This is a genomic window from Streptomyces sp. NBC_00083 (assembly GCF_026343295.1).
In the GTDB taxonomy this organism is placed as follows: domain Bacteria; phylum Actinomycetota; class Actinomycetes; order Streptomycetales; family Streptomycetaceae; genus Streptomyces.
The window spans coordinates 3517271-3531815 of record NZ_JAPELY010000001.1 but is presented as its reverse complement, the minus strand read 5'-3'; the positions used below and the strand labels follow the sequence as shown (position 1 = coordinate 3531815).

The window sequence follows — 14545 nt, the reverse complement described above, 5'->3', positions numbered from 1 at the left end:
GTAAGCCGCGACGGCACGTCCGCGGATCAAGGAAAGTGGGCCCTACGTCCATGAGCCTCCACGGCAAGAGCATCGTGGTCACCGGAGCCGGCACCGGAATCGGACGGGCCGCCGCCCGCCGGCTGCTGGCCTCGGGAGCGTCGGTGACCCTGGTCGGCCGCCGGGCCGAGGCGCTGCGCGAGGCGGCGGACGCCGAGGGTGCGGAGCGGGCCCTGCTCCACCCCGCCGACGTCAGCACCGAGCACGGCGCGCGGTCCGCGGTCGAGGCAGCCGTCGAGCGGTTCGGCGCCGTGGACGGCCTGGTCAACAACGCGGGTCTCGCCCGGTTCGCGCCGATCGACACGGCCGACCTGGCCGACCTGGAGGCCATGCTGGGTGTCAACCTCCTGGGCCCCGTCCACCTCATCCGGGCGGCGCTGCCCGAACTGCGCGCACGGCAGGGCGCCGTGGTGAACGTCTCGTCGGTCGGCGGGGCGCTCGCGATGCCGGGCCGCGCCCTGTACGGGGCGACGAAGGCGGCGCTCAACAGTCTGACCCGCTCGCTGGCGCGGGAACTCGCGCCGCGGGTCCGGGTCAACGCCATTCTGCCGGGCCCGGTGGACACCCCCATGTACGGGGACCTGGGCCTTGACGAACGAGCCACCCGCGACCTGGTCGCGGACATGGTCGAGGCGACCCCGCTCGGTCGCTTCGGAACACCCGACGACATCGCCGGGTGGGTGTGCAATCTGCTGGACCCGGAAGCCTCGGGCTGGGTCACCGGTGCGCTGGTCGCCATCGACGGGGGACGTAGCGCGTGATCACCGAATCGGAAAGCGGCGACGCGGAAGGAATCAGGCACATGGAAACCGTTGACGGCACCACGGACACGGTCATCGAGGAAAGCACCATCTACACCCGCGAGGAGTTCCGCAAAATCGACGTGGGCGCCATCATGCGCGAGGGGCACCCCGACATCACCGACGGCGACCTGCTCATCGTGGAGCGCGTCGCGGCCCGGCGCGAGGAACTGGGACGGCCGCTGACCGTCATGGACGTGGGCTCGGGCTCGGGCGTGCTCGCCGGGATGATCGCCGACCGGCTGCCGGACTGCCGGGTCATCGCCAACGACGTCGCGCGCAACCCCCTGGAGCAGGCGCGCGAGCGCCTCGCGGACAAGCCGGGCGGCGAGGTGTACGGTGCCCCGTTCGAGCAGTGGCAGGAACCGCTCGACGTGATGATCTCCTGGGGCAGCCACCACCACCTGCCGCACAGCCACCTGGCGCACGCCCGCCAACTCCTGGGCGAGCACGGCCTGTTGATCCTCGGCGACGAGTTCTGTCCGGAGTACTGCACTCCCGAGGACGCCCAACGGTTGAAGTCCGCCGAGATCATCGAGCTGGGCGGCGGCCATCTGCTGGCCAGCGACGAGGAGATAGCGGCGTACCACAAGGACGGGTCGGTGCCCGAGTGGTCCCGCGAGCTGGAGGCCCGCCGCCGCAAGACCCTGTGGAACTGGTACAAGTTCGTCATCGACTACGCCATCGAGCGCGACAACTGGATGGTCGCGATCGCGGAAATGCAGATCACCAAGGACGACATGGTGACCTCCTTCGAGGAGGAGCACAAGCTGTCCCCGCTGATCGTCGAGCACGAGCTGGCCGTCAACGGCTTCCAGCAGCGCGCCAAGCACGTCATCGGCGACCGTGAGCCGGCCCTGCAGAGCTTCTTCGTCTACGAGTTCACCGTCGCCGGATCCGAGGGTCCCGTAGCCGGTCAGGGGCGTTCGTGAACGCCGTGTCGCGGGCCGGCACCATCCCCTCCTCCTGCCTGCACGAGGTGTTCAACGCGGCGGAGCTGAGGGAACGGGCCACCGGGCGCCCCGTCATCAAACTCCACGTCGGAGAGCCCTACTTCAAGCCGCCGCAGGAAGTGGCCGAGGCCGCCGCGGAGGCCGTGCGCGGCGGCCGCACCGCGTACACCTCGGCCGAGGGGATGCCCGCGCTGCGCGAGGCGCTGGCCGTGAAGCTGGAGATGGAGAACGGCCACCACACCTCGCCGGACCATATCTTCGTGACCCCCGGTTCATGCCAGGGACTGGCCGCCCTGATGCAGTCCATGGCCGAGCCCGGCGACGAGCTGCTGCTGCCGGAGCTGCACTGGCCGATCCACCTCCAGCAGTGTCTGCTCGCCGGGTTCCGACCGGTCTTCTATCCGCTGGGCGCGGACTACCGTCCCACCGCCGAGGGCATCCGGGCGGCCCTCACCCCGCGGACCCGCGCGATCCTCATCAACTCCCCCGCCAACCCGACCGGCGCGGTCCTGGATGCCGACGCGCTGGCCGCGATCCTGGCGGTGGCCCGGGAACGCGACGTCCAGATCATCAGTGACGAGGCGTACGAGCACTTCGTCTACGACGGCGAGCACACCTCGTTCGCCTCCCTGGAGCGGGGCCTGCCGGAGAGTGAGCGCCGGATCTCCTCGACGTTCTCCTTCTCCAAGAGCCTCGCGATGACCGGCTACCGGCTCGGCTATGTGGTGACCCCCAACCGACGGGCCGCCGACGCGATGCGGGTGGTGCAGGAGGCGAGCCTGGTCAGCCCGTCGACGCCGGTGCAGTACGCGGGCCTGACCGCGCTCAAGTCGCGGGACAGCGCGGTGCGCAACGCGGCCCTGGTGCGGGCCAACCGCGACCGGGCGCTGCCCGCGCTGCGGGACGCCGGGCTCCTCGCGGAGCTCCCGCAGGGCGGCTGGTACGCGGTCCTCGACGTCGCCGGGGTGTGCGACGACGCGGAGGAGTTCGTCCAGGGCCTGCTCGAACGGTACGACGTGGGTCTCGCGCCGGCCGCGGGGTTCGCGCTGCGTCCGGTGGTGTCGGAGTCCGTGCGGACGCTCTCCGCCGAGCCCGCGCCCGAGGCGAGGACCCTGGTGCGCCTGGCGTTCTGCGGCGATCCCCAGGAGCTGGACACCGGGGTCGAGCGGCTGCTCGCCCACACCGCGCAATGGCGGGCAGCGAGCGGCGGGCACCCGTGAGCCCGCCGGACTACGGGGGGTACCTCCGTCTCGAACAGCTGCTCGGCCTCCAGCATCCGCTCTATCCCGCGGGCAAGGACCTGTCCGTCGAGGCGGCCGAGCGCTTCTTCATCGTCGCCCACCAGGCGAGCGAACTCTGGCTCGCGCAGGCCGCCGTGGACATCGACGCGGCGGTGGACGCGCTCGCGGAGGCGGACGGCTCGCCGACGTGGGACGGCCCCGAGCGTGCCCTGGAGCACCTGGGCCGGGTGACCGGCATGATCCGCATCCTGGACGAGACCGTACGGCTCCTGGAGCGCCTGCCGATCCAGCACTTCGCGGCGTTCCGCGGCTACCTCGGCACCGCGAGCGGCGCGCAGTCGCGGGGCTTCCACGCCTTGGACGACCGGCTCGGCACCGCGTCCGACGGGGCGACGAGCCCGCTGTACAGCGCCTATCTCAAGGCGCTGGCGGCGCGGGCGACCGATGTCGAGGAGGTGTGCGAGCGGGGCGCGGCCGGTGCGGGGGTCGAGCACCGCCTGGCCGAGGCGATGCTCGACGTCGGCTACTCGTTCTGGCGCTGGAAGATCACGCACCTCTCCCTCGTGGACCGTACCGTCGGCACCCTGCGGGGCACGGCGGGCACCACGGGCCTGTCCTATCTGGTGGCCCGGATCCGCATGCCCTTCCCGGAGCTCCGCGCGGTCAGGGAGGACCAGCACACGGGTCCGGGATAGCGAGGTCGCCGGACCCACCGAGCGCAGGCCGGACTCGTCCGCCTGCGCTTCGACGTCCGGCGGGATCGGGCGCCTCGCGCTGCGCGACGCGTTCGGCTTCGATCCGGGCGACGCGGTCCCGCACCGGCCGGCCCGGGGTGTCCGGCGGCCGCGGCCGGGAGGGCCCGGCACGTCGGGCGATCTCCGGCGCGGGACCGGCACCGGTGGGACACTGGCCCTGTGGAGTTGAGCCAGGCATGCGAGGCCGCGGGGATCGGCGTGGTCGCCGTCAGTGAGCACACCGGCCCTCCCCGGCTGCACCGTGCGCTCCCGGTCCTCTCGTGCCGCCTCGTCCTGAGCCTCGGCACACCTATCGACGTCTGCTACGGAGACCAGGCCCGGCGGGCGCAGGCCGTGGTTACGGGCCTGATGCGGCCCGGGACCGGCACCCCGTCCCTCACGCTGCGCCCCGGCCAGCCGACGGTGTACGTCGAGCTGTCCCCCACGGCCACCCAGCGCCTCACCGGCGTCCCGCTGAGCGAACTGGACGCGGGCGGTCTCGACGCGATCGCACTCCTGCCATGGCTGGGTCTCCTGAGCGAGGAGCTGGCGGAGCTGCCGGCCGACCAGCGGGTCAGGCTGATGCGCCGGCGGCTGCTCGACCATCTGGTACGGGCCCGGCGTCCCGACGTCTCCCCCTACGCGGTTCAGGCCCTCGGAGTCATCCGTGTCGGCCACGGCCGGGTGCCGGTGGAGGACGTGGCCCGGCAGCTGCACCTCAGTCCGCGTCGGCTGCGGCAGGTGCTGGGGAGCACGGTGGGGATCACCCCGAAGTTCGCCTCACGGGTCGCACGCCTCACGGCGACCGTGCGCCGCGCGGGGAACGGGGCCGACTCCTGGGCGGAGATCGCGGCCGAGTGCGCCTACCACGATCAGAGCCATCTGGTGCGGGACTTCCAGGACCTGATGGGGACGACGCCGACGGCGTGGCTCGCGGAGGAAGGCCGAAATCTACAAGGCGGGGCACGAGGTTCTTCGCGACCATCGAATCATGACCAATGAACTCCAGCCCAAGCTGCTCGTCTCCGACGCCGACGCCGCGATCGACTTCTACACCAAGGCCCTGGGCGCGTCCCTGACCGACCGGGTGGCCGACGACCAGGGGCTTGTGATGCACGCCGAGTTCTCCCTGGCGGCAGGCACCTTCGCCCTGGCGCAGAGTGTCGAGGAGTGGGGATGGAACGACCCGCTGTCCATCGGCGGATCCCCCGTCCTACTCCAGATCGACCTGCCCGACCCGGTGGCCGCGGCGGACCGCATGGCCCAGCTCGGCGGCGAGATCGTCATCCCGGTCGAGGACCGTCCCTACGGCAAGCGGCAGGGGCGGGTGAAGGACCCCTTCGGCCACCTGTGGGTGCTCAGCGGCGCCATCCCTTCCTGACGACCCCTGACCGGCGACCGACAGGACAGAAGCGAGGCGCGCGGCCGGGCTCACTGCCGGACCCGCGGCGCCTCGCCCAGGGCCTGCACGTGTTGCGACGGCGACCCCAGAGCGACCACAGAGCCCCAGGGCCGGTGGTGTCGCCGCACGGGCGTGCAGGCCTTGGATGTGCTGCGGGGTCAGCGGATGACGACGAGGCTGCTCTCTTCGCCACCGACCGCGGTGCCGTCGTGGGTGGCGGTGGCCCAGCCGCGTCCGGCGTCCGCGGTGTGGACGTGCGTGGTGTGAGCGAAGTGCATCCAGCGACCGGCGACGAAGGGCTCGCTTCCGGAGGCGACACCGGCGGAGTGCCCGCCGGTCGCGACGTCCGCGTACGCGGGAGCGGCGACGCCTCCCAGCGCGATGACGACGGCCGACACTGCCAGAGCCTTGCTGAACTTGCTCTTCATCAGAAGCCTTTCTCAGGGGATACGTCGACCAGCACGCGTGCCGATCTTTCCCAGCCCTCCTTCCTGGCCCGAGCCAGCACCACACCCGCCCAGCCCCGCGACACCTCGACCAGACCAAAAACTCATATCAGCGGCATAGTTCTCCGGAAAACGCCCGCGGCAGCGCCGACGCGTGTCGCTGTTGGCCAGTGCGCGCTGCCGCGAGGGGCACATCGCCCACCACCGCAAGGGCCGCTGCGCGGCTGCTTCCCTCGGCTGTCGGCACGGTGGAGGTATCGCCACCGAGCCCAGGGCGATGCCGACCCGGGCGCGCCATCGCGAGACGCCGTCCTCATCGCGCGCACCAGACGCATGGAGTCGGCCCCATCAACGATCAAGAGGATCCCCAGAGGGATGGTCAGCAACAACGGGGTGTGACGAACCGCTGGTGGCAGCGAACTCGGCAGCCACGGCGACCCGAACAGAACGACAGCGAGCGCGCCGAGCGCCAGCGCCCCGGACCCGACACGCAACGGCTTGGTGGGCAAACACCGTTCCATACTTATGAGCGGAACCTCTGAGAGGCCCGCGCCCCTCCGCATGAGGGCCGGTGCTCAGGACGAGAGCTGCCTCCCAACTGCAGAGAGTGCAGGTTCGGGACTGCCCGTGAGCCTGTCACTCAACCGCAGGTGCTCGGCGGGGTCGCGGCAACGGTGACCTGAGCGGTCCAGGATCCGGGCTCCCGGGGCGGGTCCCACATCACGTCGACATGTTGTGCGTTGACGTCGCGTGCGAGTTCCCTCACAACGGCCGCCGCGGCGGCCCGTGCCTCGGCTGGGTCGGCGTCGGGCGCAACGCCGGCGAGGCGCCCACAGAGCATCCCGCCTTCCACGGTGCGGACATTGTGGCGCCACCCTTCCGGCGTCGCGAGAAGGACGAGGCCCATGGGTACGCCCCAGGGGGGTCGCCCCTTTTTCTCCCGCTGTCGTCTCACCATGAGGACATCCAACCTCGTCGGCCTCCTGATGGTTCAGGCGGGCGAAGCTTCAGGCGCCACGGCGGGGGTGGGTACCCGCTCTGCGCTGGGGCTGCCTGGGCCGGAGCGGGACGATTTCGGCTAGACCTGGGCCGCCGACGCCACCCGCCCCGACGACGAGACGTGCTCCCTGTCCGGCCGGCCCCAACCGGCCTGGGACTGGGCGCTGTCGGGCGCACCGCGATGTCGGCGGCCGAGTCCGGTGCCGAGTGCGCCGAGCCCGGCATCGCAGGCGCGGCTCCGAGCGCGGCTCTCGGCAGAGCGCGCCTCAAAGGCGAGAGGCCCGAACCGCCCTGTCCACCCGGATCACCGGCTACCAGCCGTTCGCGATCAGCTCGCGGGTGCCGTCGGCCCCCACGCCGCGTCCAACCCTCCAGTCAGAGCACCAGTCGGCGCCCAAGCCGATCAGCACTTCCCGATGCTCCTTGCCCCCTTACGCAAGAGCGGCTTCGAGGTGTGCGGAGACCCCGCACAGCGCGGCCTGGCTGACCAGTGCCTACGGCTTCGGTTCCTCCAAGGCTCCGGCACCGCGCCCTCGGCATCGTTCGGGCGTTCGGTCTGGGTGAGGAGACCTCGGGCCGGGCTCCCACGTCGAACAACGCGCTGTGCGCGTTCACGCCCAGCCGCGGGGTGATCTCGGTGCGCGGGAACTGGCCGCCGGTGCCGACCATGGACGTCGTGGTCCCGCACCCCCGCACCATGGCCGACCCTTTTCGAACTCCTCGACGTCATCGTGGCCGACGACCCGCACACGCGCGGTGACCTGGGGCGTGCACAGCCCTGGCTGGCGCTGCCCACGGCCTCGCAGGTGCGGCCCGCCTTGTATCCGGCCCTCGCCCTCGCCGACGTCGTCGAAGCGACAGCCGATGCGCTCGCCGGCCGGCGCATCGGGGTGCCCCGGATGTACATCAACGCCGACCCCGAAGCGGGCACGAACCCGATGGCGGCATCGGCGCCCAGACCGTCAGCGAATCGAGACCCGGCCCTCGGTCATCGCCCTGCGGGAGGCCGCCGAAGTCGGCCTCGACGACCTCGGCACCGGCCACCTCAGAGTCGCGGCGCCGGTCGTGTCGAAACTACGAGTCCGACGCCCCGGCGCGCCCTCGCTGCTCACCCGCGGGCCGGTCGGCCGCGCCCACCTCACCCGCGAGATCGAGGACCTGTCCCCCTGGGCTCTACCGCGTGCGCGGTGACCGGCATTGTGTTGGTCTCTGAACAGGTCACGGAATGTCGAGCAGTACCTTGCCGACCACTCCCCTTTCGAGCGCGGCATGTGCTTCGGCCGTCCGCTCCAGAGTGAAGTGATGCAGGGGCATCCCCGCCTCCTCACCCACCCGAAGCGCACCTTCGTCCACGGCAGCCGCAACGTCGGTGAGGGCCCGCTGCTTCGCGGCAGGCGGCACGGTATAGACGAAGACGCTCTGCCAGCGCAGGTTGGCCGCCAGTGAGGAGAGCACCGGGACGCAGAGCCGCTCGTCCTCGCCGCCCCCGTAGTACGCCACCACAGCTCCCCGCGCGGCCACGGAGATATCGAGAGTGGAGTTGGTGCCCGGGGCCACCTCCACAATGATGTCCACGCCTTCGGGGGCGAAGGCCAGGATCTCTCTGGTCGCGTCCTGCGAGCGGTAGTCGACCACTTGGTGGGCGCCTGCCGCTCTCGCCAGCGCGCCTTTGGCAGGACCGCTGACTGTACTGACCACACGCGCTCCGGCCCAACGGGCAAGCTGGATGGCCGCGTTGCCGACCGCACCGGCGCCGCCTGCCACCAATACGGTCGCGCCCAGCAGTGCGCCGGGCGCGAGACGCCCTGGTCCGCCGTCATGAACTGTCAGCGTGCGGTGGGCAGTTAGGGCCGGAATACCCAGGGCGGCCCCGAGTTCGAATGAAGCGTGGTCGGGCAGGTCGACGGCGTGCCGGTCCGGCACGAGCGTGTACTGCTGTGCCGTTCCCCAGGGCCGCTCCCATGCAGCCTCCCAGATCCACACCCGCTTTCCGACCCGTGCCGGGTCGACCTGCGGACCGACAGCGTCGATGACTCCGGCACCGTCCTGGTGAGGCACCTGCTCGATCATGCCCGGCGGCAGCGCACGTCTGCGACTGCGCCAGTCGGTGGGGTTGACACCCGAAACGTTCACACGGACCCGTACTTCGCCTGGGCCGGGCTCGGGCACGGGGCGCTCGACTAGCTGGAGCACCTCGGGGCCACCGGCGGTCGTCCGGATGACGGACTTCATCTCTCACTCCTCCGCTCACCCTCGGGCTGCCGGCCCAGGGGAACGCCGCTCTGCATGGGACACTCCCCAAACCTCGTTCCAGAGGTTGATATTCCAGGAATTGCGGGGGTGACCCTGACCTTCCGCGGCAGGGATCCCTAGGGCGTCATGATCTACCTCGCCGATCATGTCGACGCAGGACGGCTCCCCAACGCGTAACCGCCGGGAGGGGCTGGGGCCTGCGTGCTCCACCGTTCAACCGATGAGCTCCCTGGACGCCGACCTCGACACGCCGACCGCCGCGACCCCCCGCTGCCAGAACAACTGCTCCGTCAGCGTGCGGCTCTGCGACTCCTTCAGGCCCGACGAGGACCGCGAGCAGTACGCGGCCGAAGCGCCCACGCCCAGGGTGACCATCCGCGGCTCGCGCGGCCCCGTTGAGCTCTGGGCCAACGTAAGGGGCGGGCTATGACTCAGGAGTTCTTGTCGGCAGGAGAGTTACGGCGAGCGAGCTGCTCCCCTGCCTGCTCCGAACCAGCGGCCGCCAGGCAGAGGCGGCGAGGCGGTGAAGCAGCGAGAACGCGGGCGGCCGCTTGAGTGGGTCGTGGCGGCACGGCGGAAGAGATCGTGCCGCTGCTGGACAGATAGTCTCCGCACAGATAATCTACTCACAGATTATCTGTTGAAGGAGGGTACTCATGTGGGAGTACGAGCACAGCATCGAGACCGGCGCCACCCCCGAGGCGATCTGGCGGCTCTGGGCCGACGTTGAGAACTGGGGCACCTGGAACGCCGAGATCGAGAAGATCGAGTTGAATGGGCCGTTCGCGGCGGGCACGCAGATCGCGATGACACCGCCCGGGGACGACCCGGTATTCCTTCGCATCGCCGAGGCGGTCGAGAATGAACGGTTCGTCGACGAGGCCCGCTTCGACGGCCTGGTGCTGCGCACCACCCACCGGATCGAGCGGATCGACCAGGACCGGATCCGGGTGGTGTATCGGATGGAGATCACCGGCACCGGCGCCAACGAGGCCGGCCCGCAGATCGGCCCGGGTATCACCGCCGACTGGCCCGACACGATGGCCGCACTGGTCAAGCTGGCTCTCAGCTGATGCCCCTCAGCCCCGGCGACAGCCCCGGATTCCTGCTGTGGCATGCCACCCTGCGCTGGCAGCGCGACATTGCCACAGCTCTCACCCCACTCGGCCTCACCCACGTGCAGTTCGTACTGCTCGCCTGCGCCTGGTGGCTCAACACCCAGGGCGAACACCCCAACCAGCTGGCGCTCGCCCGCCAAGCCGGCACCGACATCAAGATGACCTCCCAGGTACTACGCACCCTGGAACACAAAGGACTCATCGAGCGTGCCGTCGACCCGGCCGACACCCGTGCCAAACGGCTACGCGTCACCGACGCCGGCGCCGACTTGGCCCCACGCGCGATTGCCGCCGTTGAGCACGTCGACGCGCGGTTCTTCCAACCGGTACCCCTCGACGACGCGGTATCCCTCCTCGGCCGCCTGGCTCATCCCGAATCCTGACATTTCTTCCAAGTCTTGACGCGCTGGAAGGTTACGCTGCGGCGGGGCGGCCAACGCAGGATCGCCCGGCCGTGCGCAGGTAGGCGACCGTCTCGGGCAGCGACCAGCAGGCGAAGGGGGCTGGCCGGGTTCGACCCGCAGGAGTTCCGGCCCGCCACCAGGCTGAACGACCAGCCCAGTCCCAGCAGAAACAACCCGGCCATCATCACGCTGGCCGAATCGTGCCCCAGGCCGGACAAGGCCGCGTGACCTACGGCCTGCGGTACTCCTCGGCCGGGGCCCGCCGTAACCGGCCGGGGCGGGCCGAGGGCGGCGGTGAGACGGCGTCGGACGACCGACAGCGAGGGGCCTTGGAGGCCCTCGCCGCCCCGTGGGCGCCGCGTTCGACCGCGTCCAGCCGACCAGCCCCCTGTGAGGGAGCTGTGAAGGATCCAGGTATCGTTCGAACAACTATGTCGCGGTCCATACCAATCGCGCCATCTTCCACGACAGCCGGGGGGCTAGTTCATGAAGTTCATCAAGCGCCGTGCGTACCAGCGCGCGCTCGCCGCCACCGCCATCACGGCGGTGATGGCCACCGCCGCAAGCACCGCCGTAGCCGCCGATAACCCGACCGCCGCCATGGCGCAGCGCGCCGAGGCCGAGACCCAGCAGCGTGCCCATGGCCCCGCACAGCTTGCCGCACCGCGTGTCGGCGCGCCCGGCCAGGGGGCGACGCCCCGCTTCTCGATGACGGCCGTCGACAAGCGGACCGGGAACCTGTACCTGTACTTCCCGGACGGTCAGGGTGGTTTCAAGGCCCGTTACGACGTCGGCGTCACCTACGATTTCGCCGCCTTCGAGGCTGAGGTCGACAACGACAAGGACGGCTACGGCGAGAGTACTTGGCACATCGACAAGCAGGGCCGGCTGAGTTACACCTACCACGTCTCGGAGTTCGAACTGGACACCAAGACCATCGGCGGGGGATGGCAGATCTACGACAAGGTCCTCTCTCCCGGCAACTTGGCCGGTGCTGGTGAGGCCGACATGATCGCCCGCGACAAGTCCGGCGTGCTGTGGCTCTACCTCGGCTACTCCGACGGCCGAGTCGCTCCCCGCATCAAGATCGGCGGTGGCTGGGACGCATACACCGAGATCGCCGGCCAGGGCGATCTGAACGGAGACGGCAAGGCCGACATCGTCGCCGCCGACAAGGCGGGTGTGCTGTGGCTCTACACAGGAACCGGAAACTACAACGCGCCGTTCAACTCGCGCACCAAGATCGGTGGTGGCTGGAACGCGTACGACCGCATCCTGTCGGTGGGAGACCTCAACGGTGATGGCCGGACGGACCTCGTAGCCCGCGCCAAGAACGGCGACCTGTACCGCTACTTCGGCAACGGGCACGGCGGTGACCCGTTCGACGCCCGTGTCAAGATCGGCTGGGGCTACAACATCTACAACCTGCTCTGACCGGCGCCTGAACCATGCCGTGGAGAGCCCGACTGAAGAGGGGCCCAGTCCCGATTCACTCCTGACGCAGGCGCAGTGACTCCCGTTCGGTCTCCTCGATCTGGTCGACGGTCAAGCCCGGCAGGTTCAAAGGCAACATCCAGCCGGGGAGGCCGGCTTGTCGGTGCTCGGACCTACTATGCGGAGCATGATGCGGTACGACGAAGTGGACCTGCACGGTGCGGAGTTCCGCGAGTGCGATCTGACCGGGGCACGTCTGATCGGCGTCGTCATGCAGGATGCCGTGATCGACGGCCTCGTCACCAACCTCGTGGTGAACGGTGTCGAGGTCACCGAGTACGTCGAGGCCGAGCTCGACCGACGACATCCGGTGCGCGTGCTGATCCGCTCCGACGACCCTACGGATCTGCGCCAGGCATCGCGTCAACTCCATGCCGCCTGGGCCTCCACAATCGCGCGAATCCGCCGTACGCACGGCATCGAGCGCCGCAGCGTGAACAACGAGTGGTCGGCGGTGCAGACGATGCGCCACCTGGTCTTCGTCCACGACTCGTGGTTCCGCCGCTGCTGCCTGGGCTCGACGGAGCTGTTCACGCCGATGGGTATCGGACCGAGCGTCGAGCCCTACCGTGGAGCGCACGGGCTCGACCTCTCGCTCGATCCGGCCCTCGACGAGATCGTGAGCGTGCGTGACGCACAGGCCGCCGAGCTCGAGGCCTGGCTCGACGAGGCCACCGCGGTGCGGTTCGCAGCGCGAGCTCCAGTGCCCGATGACGATGTCTGGCCGCCGTACGCCCGGGGCCGCTCGGTAGGGCAGTGCCTGCGCACGGTACTCAACGAGACCTTCCAGCACCACGGCTTCTGCGTTCGCGACCTCGACCTGATCGAGGCACAGAACGCTCCGTAGGGCCGGGAACGGACTCAGCATCCTGCGGAAGCGGGCACCCCTGGCCTTCTGCGCGGTGCCGAGGTGCTGAGCCTAGAGCTGAATTCCAGCCAGGCGTCCCGCGCGCGGTCGGCGCCCCCAGCGCCCGGCGCCGCGGGGAGATGGCTGCCGGCAGAAGCTACAGATCAGCCGGCAGCAGCATGACCCGGGTGGCTTTGTTTGGCTTCTCTGACAGTAAATCCAGCAGCGAAGGCTCTGCCGCCCGGTTCCGGAGGCGTGCAGTTCGTGGATGGTGGTCGGCGGTCCCCCACAGCAAAGTGTTCCCCGTGCACTTTTGGCGCGACGAGCTACGGCCCAGCCTTGGGCGCGGGAAACTGGAACACGCCGTAGACCAGCATTGTGGAGGCGGCGGCATACGCGTACGCGCCGGAGTTCAGGGCCCCGGCCGCCACGGTATGCAGGCCCCGGGGCCAGTGCTGGCGGGGAAGCGCCGGATCACGGCGCGAACGGGCAATAGCCGTCACAGAGCTGCCGATATCGAGGTTGGCGGCGACAAGGTATGGCCACGATCCGGCATCATCCATGCTTGCCAGGGACAGCTGCCCGTTGCCGGCACACACCGCTGCCTCGGCGGTATCGACAGGAATCGCTCGGACGTCTTCACGTGGATCAACGTCTTGACGAACCGTCAGCAGGCTGTTCCGTCTGGGCACAACGGGTGCACGCCGCCGTGGTGCTCCTCACGGCCGTCATCATCGGCCTCGTCATGGACGCCCTGACGTTCCTACAGACCAAGTCCGTGCCCGCAGCGGTCACAGCGGGCCTGCCGACGGCTGGAGGCAGTGTGTGCAAACTGCACAAGCTGATCGGCTGGCCAAAGGGGCCGGAGCCACTGCTCCGGCCCCTGCTGCCCCACTCGATCGTCATCCTGCAATCTCGTCGACCGGCAGCGGCATACACACCGGCATCAGCAGCAGTCGTAGCGGTGCACGGTGGGCCAGGCCGGGCAGCGGCGGCAGATGAAGACGTAGATGCCGCCCATGTCTCCCATCTCCGTACCGTGGCTATTGTCCTCGTACGCGGGTGAGTCGGGGGCCTCCCACCCGGACCCGGGACGTGTGCGCTCCTCCACGGGAACCCATCGGCCGCACGATTCGCTCGCCGAGATCGTCACCAGGCGCTCCATCGGCACGCCACAGGAGCAGTCCGGCCAGTCCGGGCTCTGCGTCCACCCTGGATGTCCGCCCACCTTGCTCTGCTGAGTAGTGAACGCGTCGAAGTAGGAGATCCCGACTGCCTTTACGGATCGAGACGTGGACCCCGCAGGCCGGACACCCGCCCTGGCCGATGCCCTTCTTGCCGCCTACCGGACGGCCCGGCGAGCCCGGTTCAGGTCGGCGGCGTGCAGTTGTCGACCGTGATGTCGACGTACTTGCCCGGCCTGTCAGAGTCGATGTCGCTGCCGGGCTCGTTGACATCGTGCTCGCGCCCCACGGCCAGCTGCCATGTGTCGTTGGCGTACTTCGACTTGGCTGTGACCGAGTTGTCCTTGTGGTACCGCAGCGCACCCGGCTCCGCGTCCGTGTTCTGCTGCCAGCCGTCTGCTTCCAAGTCTGCGTACGCCTTGGCCAGCCGGGGCCTCTTCGCCTCGTCGTAGATGACGCGCAGCCCAAGCGTGCAGGTGGCCTCCGCCGTGTAGGTGGACATGTCGTCCGTGACGTCCAGCCCCACCGACATGAACTCCTGCTTGACCTCCCAGTTCATGTCCGCGCTGATCCTCAGCTGTTCCTTGTAACGCGTCGCACGGTCACGCGGGGTGAGGTCATTGGCAGTCGA

Annotated in this window: 15 protein-coding genes; 11 read left to right on the top strand and 4 right to left on the bottom strand. The window is 69.7% G+C overall.

The window, feature by feature from the left end:
• Positions 1-50: 50 nt before the first annotated feature.
• From OOJ98_RS15855 to OOJ98_RS15830, 6 genes are all read left to right on the top strand, one after another.
• Entirely contained in the window at positions 51-800 is a 750-nt protein-coding gene (locus tag OOJ98_RS15855; protein WP_267055338.1) for an SDR family NAD(P)-dependent oxidoreductase, read from the top strand.
• A 41-nt stretch (positions 801-841) separates the two neighbouring features.
• On the top strand, positions 842-1771 hold the full coding sequence (locus tag OOJ98_RS15850) for a trans-aconitate 2-methyltransferase (protein WP_267055337.1): 930 nt from the start codon (positions 842-844) through the stop codon (positions 1769-1771).
• Complete coding sequence (locus tag OOJ98_RS15845; RefSeq protein ID WP_267055336.1) at positions 1768-3012, top strand: pyridoxal phosphate-dependent aminotransferase; 1245 nt, start codon at positions 1768-1770, stop codon at positions 3010-3012. The genes OOJ98_RS15850 and OOJ98_RS15845 overlap by 4 nt, the downstream gene beginning before the upstream one ends.
• Positions 3009-3728, top strand: coding sequence for a tryptophan 2,3-dioxygenase family protein (locus OOJ98_RS15840; protein ID WP_267055335.1), 720 nt, complete (start codon positions 3009-3011; stop codon positions 3726-3728). The genes OOJ98_RS15845 and OOJ98_RS15840 overlap by 4 nt, the downstream gene beginning before the upstream one ends.
• Positions 3729-3947: 219 nt before the next feature.
• Entirely contained in the window at positions 3948-4769 is an 822-nt protein-coding gene (locus OOJ98_RS15835; RefSeq protein WP_267055334.1) for an AraC family transcriptional regulator, read from the top strand.
• Positions 4759-5148 (top strand): VOC family protein, encoded by a 390-nt coding sequence (locus OOJ98_RS15830; protein WP_267055333.1) that lies wholly within the window; start codon positions 4759-4761, stop codon positions 5146-5148. Before OOJ98_RS15835 ends, OOJ98_RS15830 begins: the two co-directional genes overlap by 11 nt.
• Positions 5149-5327: 179 nt before the next feature.
• Here the strand turns inward: OOJ98_RS15830 and OOJ98_RS15825 are convergent, their stop codons facing one another.
• Together OOJ98_RS15825 and OOJ98_RS15820 are read right to left on the bottom strand one after the other, a co-directional pair.
• Positions 5328-5597 (bottom strand): hypothetical protein, encoded by a 270-nt coding sequence (locus tag OOJ98_RS15825; protein ID WP_267055332.1) that lies wholly within the window; start codon positions 5595-5597, stop codon positions 5328-5330.
• Between the two features lie 2235 nt (positions 5598-7832).
• Positions 7833-8846, bottom strand: a complete 1014-nt coding sequence (locus OOJ98_RS15820) for an NADPH:quinone reductase (protein ID WP_267055331.1) — start codon at positions 8844-8846, stop codon at positions 7833-7835.
• 241 nt (positions 8847-9087) lie between these two features.
• Here OOJ98_RS15820 and OOJ98_RS15815 point away from each other — a divergent pair, with 241 nt between their 5' ends.
• The 5 genes from OOJ98_RS15815 (at position 9088) to OOJ98_RS15795 (ending at position 12730) form a co-directional block, all read left to right on the top strand.
• Entirely contained in the window at positions 9088-9297 is a 210-nt protein-coding gene (locus OOJ98_RS15815; protein ID WP_267055330.1) for a hypothetical protein, read from the top strand.
• 226 nt (positions 9298-9523) lie between these two features.
• Positions 9524-9940 carry a polyketide cyclase gene (locus tag OOJ98_RS15810; RefSeq protein ID WP_267055329.1) on the top strand — a complete coding sequence of 139 codons (417 nt, stop codon included), beginning with the start codon at positions 9524-9526 and terminating at the stop codon, positions 9938-9940.
• Complete coding sequence (locus tag OOJ98_RS15805; protein ID WP_267055328.1) at positions 9940-10368, top strand: MarR family winged helix-turn-helix transcriptional regulator; 429 nt, start codon at positions 9940-9942, stop codon at positions 10366-10368. Before OOJ98_RS15810 ends, OOJ98_RS15805 begins: the two co-directional genes overlap by 1 nt.
• Positions 10369-10875: 507 nt before the next feature.
• Positions 10876-11823, top strand: a complete 948-nt coding sequence (locus OOJ98_RS15800) for a VCBS repeat-containing protein (RefSeq protein ID WP_267055327.1) — start codon at positions 10876-10878, stop codon at positions 11821-11823.
• A gap of 187 nt (positions 11824-12010) precedes the next feature.
• The gene (locus tag OOJ98_RS15795; RefSeq protein WP_267055326.1) at positions 12011-12730 is read left to right on the top strand and encodes a DinB family protein; all 720 of its coding nucleotides are present in this window, start codon (positions 12011-12013) and stop codon (positions 12728-12730) included.
• A 326-nt stretch (positions 12731-13056) separates the two neighbouring features.
• Here OOJ98_RS15795 and OOJ98_RS15790 read toward each other — a convergent pair whose 3' ends face one another.
• Together OOJ98_RS15790 and OOJ98_RS15785 are read right to left on the bottom strand one after the other, a co-directional pair.
• Positions 13057-13293 (bottom strand): hypothetical protein, encoded by a 237-nt coding sequence (locus OOJ98_RS15790; RefSeq protein WP_267055325.1) that lies wholly within the window; start codon positions 13291-13293, stop codon positions 13057-13059.
• A gap of 805 nt (positions 13294-14098) precedes the next feature.
• Positions 14099-14473 carry a hypothetical protein gene (locus tag OOJ98_RS15785; RefSeq protein WP_267055324.1) on the bottom strand — a complete coding sequence of 125 codons (375 nt, stop codon included), beginning with the start codon at positions 14471-14473 and terminating at the stop codon, positions 14099-14101.
• Between the last annotated feature and the right edge of the window lie 72 nt (positions 14474-14545).

What these genes read in the sequence shown, in the direction of transcription:
- OOJ98_RS15815 (WP_267055330.1), top strand. Translation starts at nt 9,088, where the DNA reads ATGAGCTCCCTGGACGCCGACCTCGACACGCCGACCGCCGCGACCCCC.
- OOJ98_RS15795 (WP_267055326.1), top strand. Translation starts at nt 12,011, where the DNA reads ATGATGCGGTACGACGAAGTGGACCTGCACGGTGCGGAGTTCCGCGAG.
- OOJ98_RS15800 (WP_267055327.1), top strand. Translation starts at nt 10,876, where the DNA reads ATGAAGTTCATCAAGCGCCGTGCGTACCAGCGCGCGCTCGCCGCCACC.
- OOJ98_RS15820 (WP_267055331.1), bottom strand. Translation starts at nt 8,846, where the DNA reads ATGAAGTCCGTCATCCGGACGACCGCCGGTGGCCCCGAGGTGCTCCAG.
- OOJ98_RS15830 (WP_267055333.1), top strand. Translation starts at nt 4,759, where the DNA reads ATGACCAATGAACTCCAGCCCAAGCTGCTCGTCTCCGACGCCGACGCC.
- OOJ98_RS15825 (WP_267055332.1), bottom strand. Translation starts at nt 5,597, where the DNA reads ATGAAGAGCAAGTTCAGCAAGGCTCTGGCAGTGTCGGCCGTCGTCATC.
- OOJ98_RS15785 (WP_267055324.1), bottom strand. Translation starts at nt 14,473, where the DNA reads ATGAACTGGGAGGTCAAGCAGGAGTTCATGTCGGTGGGGCTGGACGTC.
- OOJ98_RS15810 (WP_267055329.1), top strand. Translation starts at nt 9,524, where the DNA reads ATGTGGGAGTACGAGCACAGCATCGAGACCGGCGCCACCCCCGAGGCG.
- OOJ98_RS15790 (WP_267055325.1), bottom strand. Translation starts at nt 13,293, where the DNA reads ATGGATGATGCCGGATCGTGGCCATACCTTGTCGCCGCCAACCTCGAT.
- OOJ98_RS15850 (WP_267055337.1), top strand. Translation starts at nt 842, where the DNA reads ATGGAAACCGTTGACGGCACCACGGACACGGTCATCGAGGAAAGCACC.
- OOJ98_RS15805 (WP_267055328.1), top strand. Translation starts at nt 9,940, where the DNA reads ATGCCCCTCAGCCCCGGCGACAGCCCCGGATTCCTGCTGTGGCATGCC.
- OOJ98_RS15855 (WP_267055338.1), top strand. Translation starts at nt 51, where the DNA reads ATGAGCCTCCACGGCAAGAGCATCGTGGTCACCGGAGCCGGCACCGGA.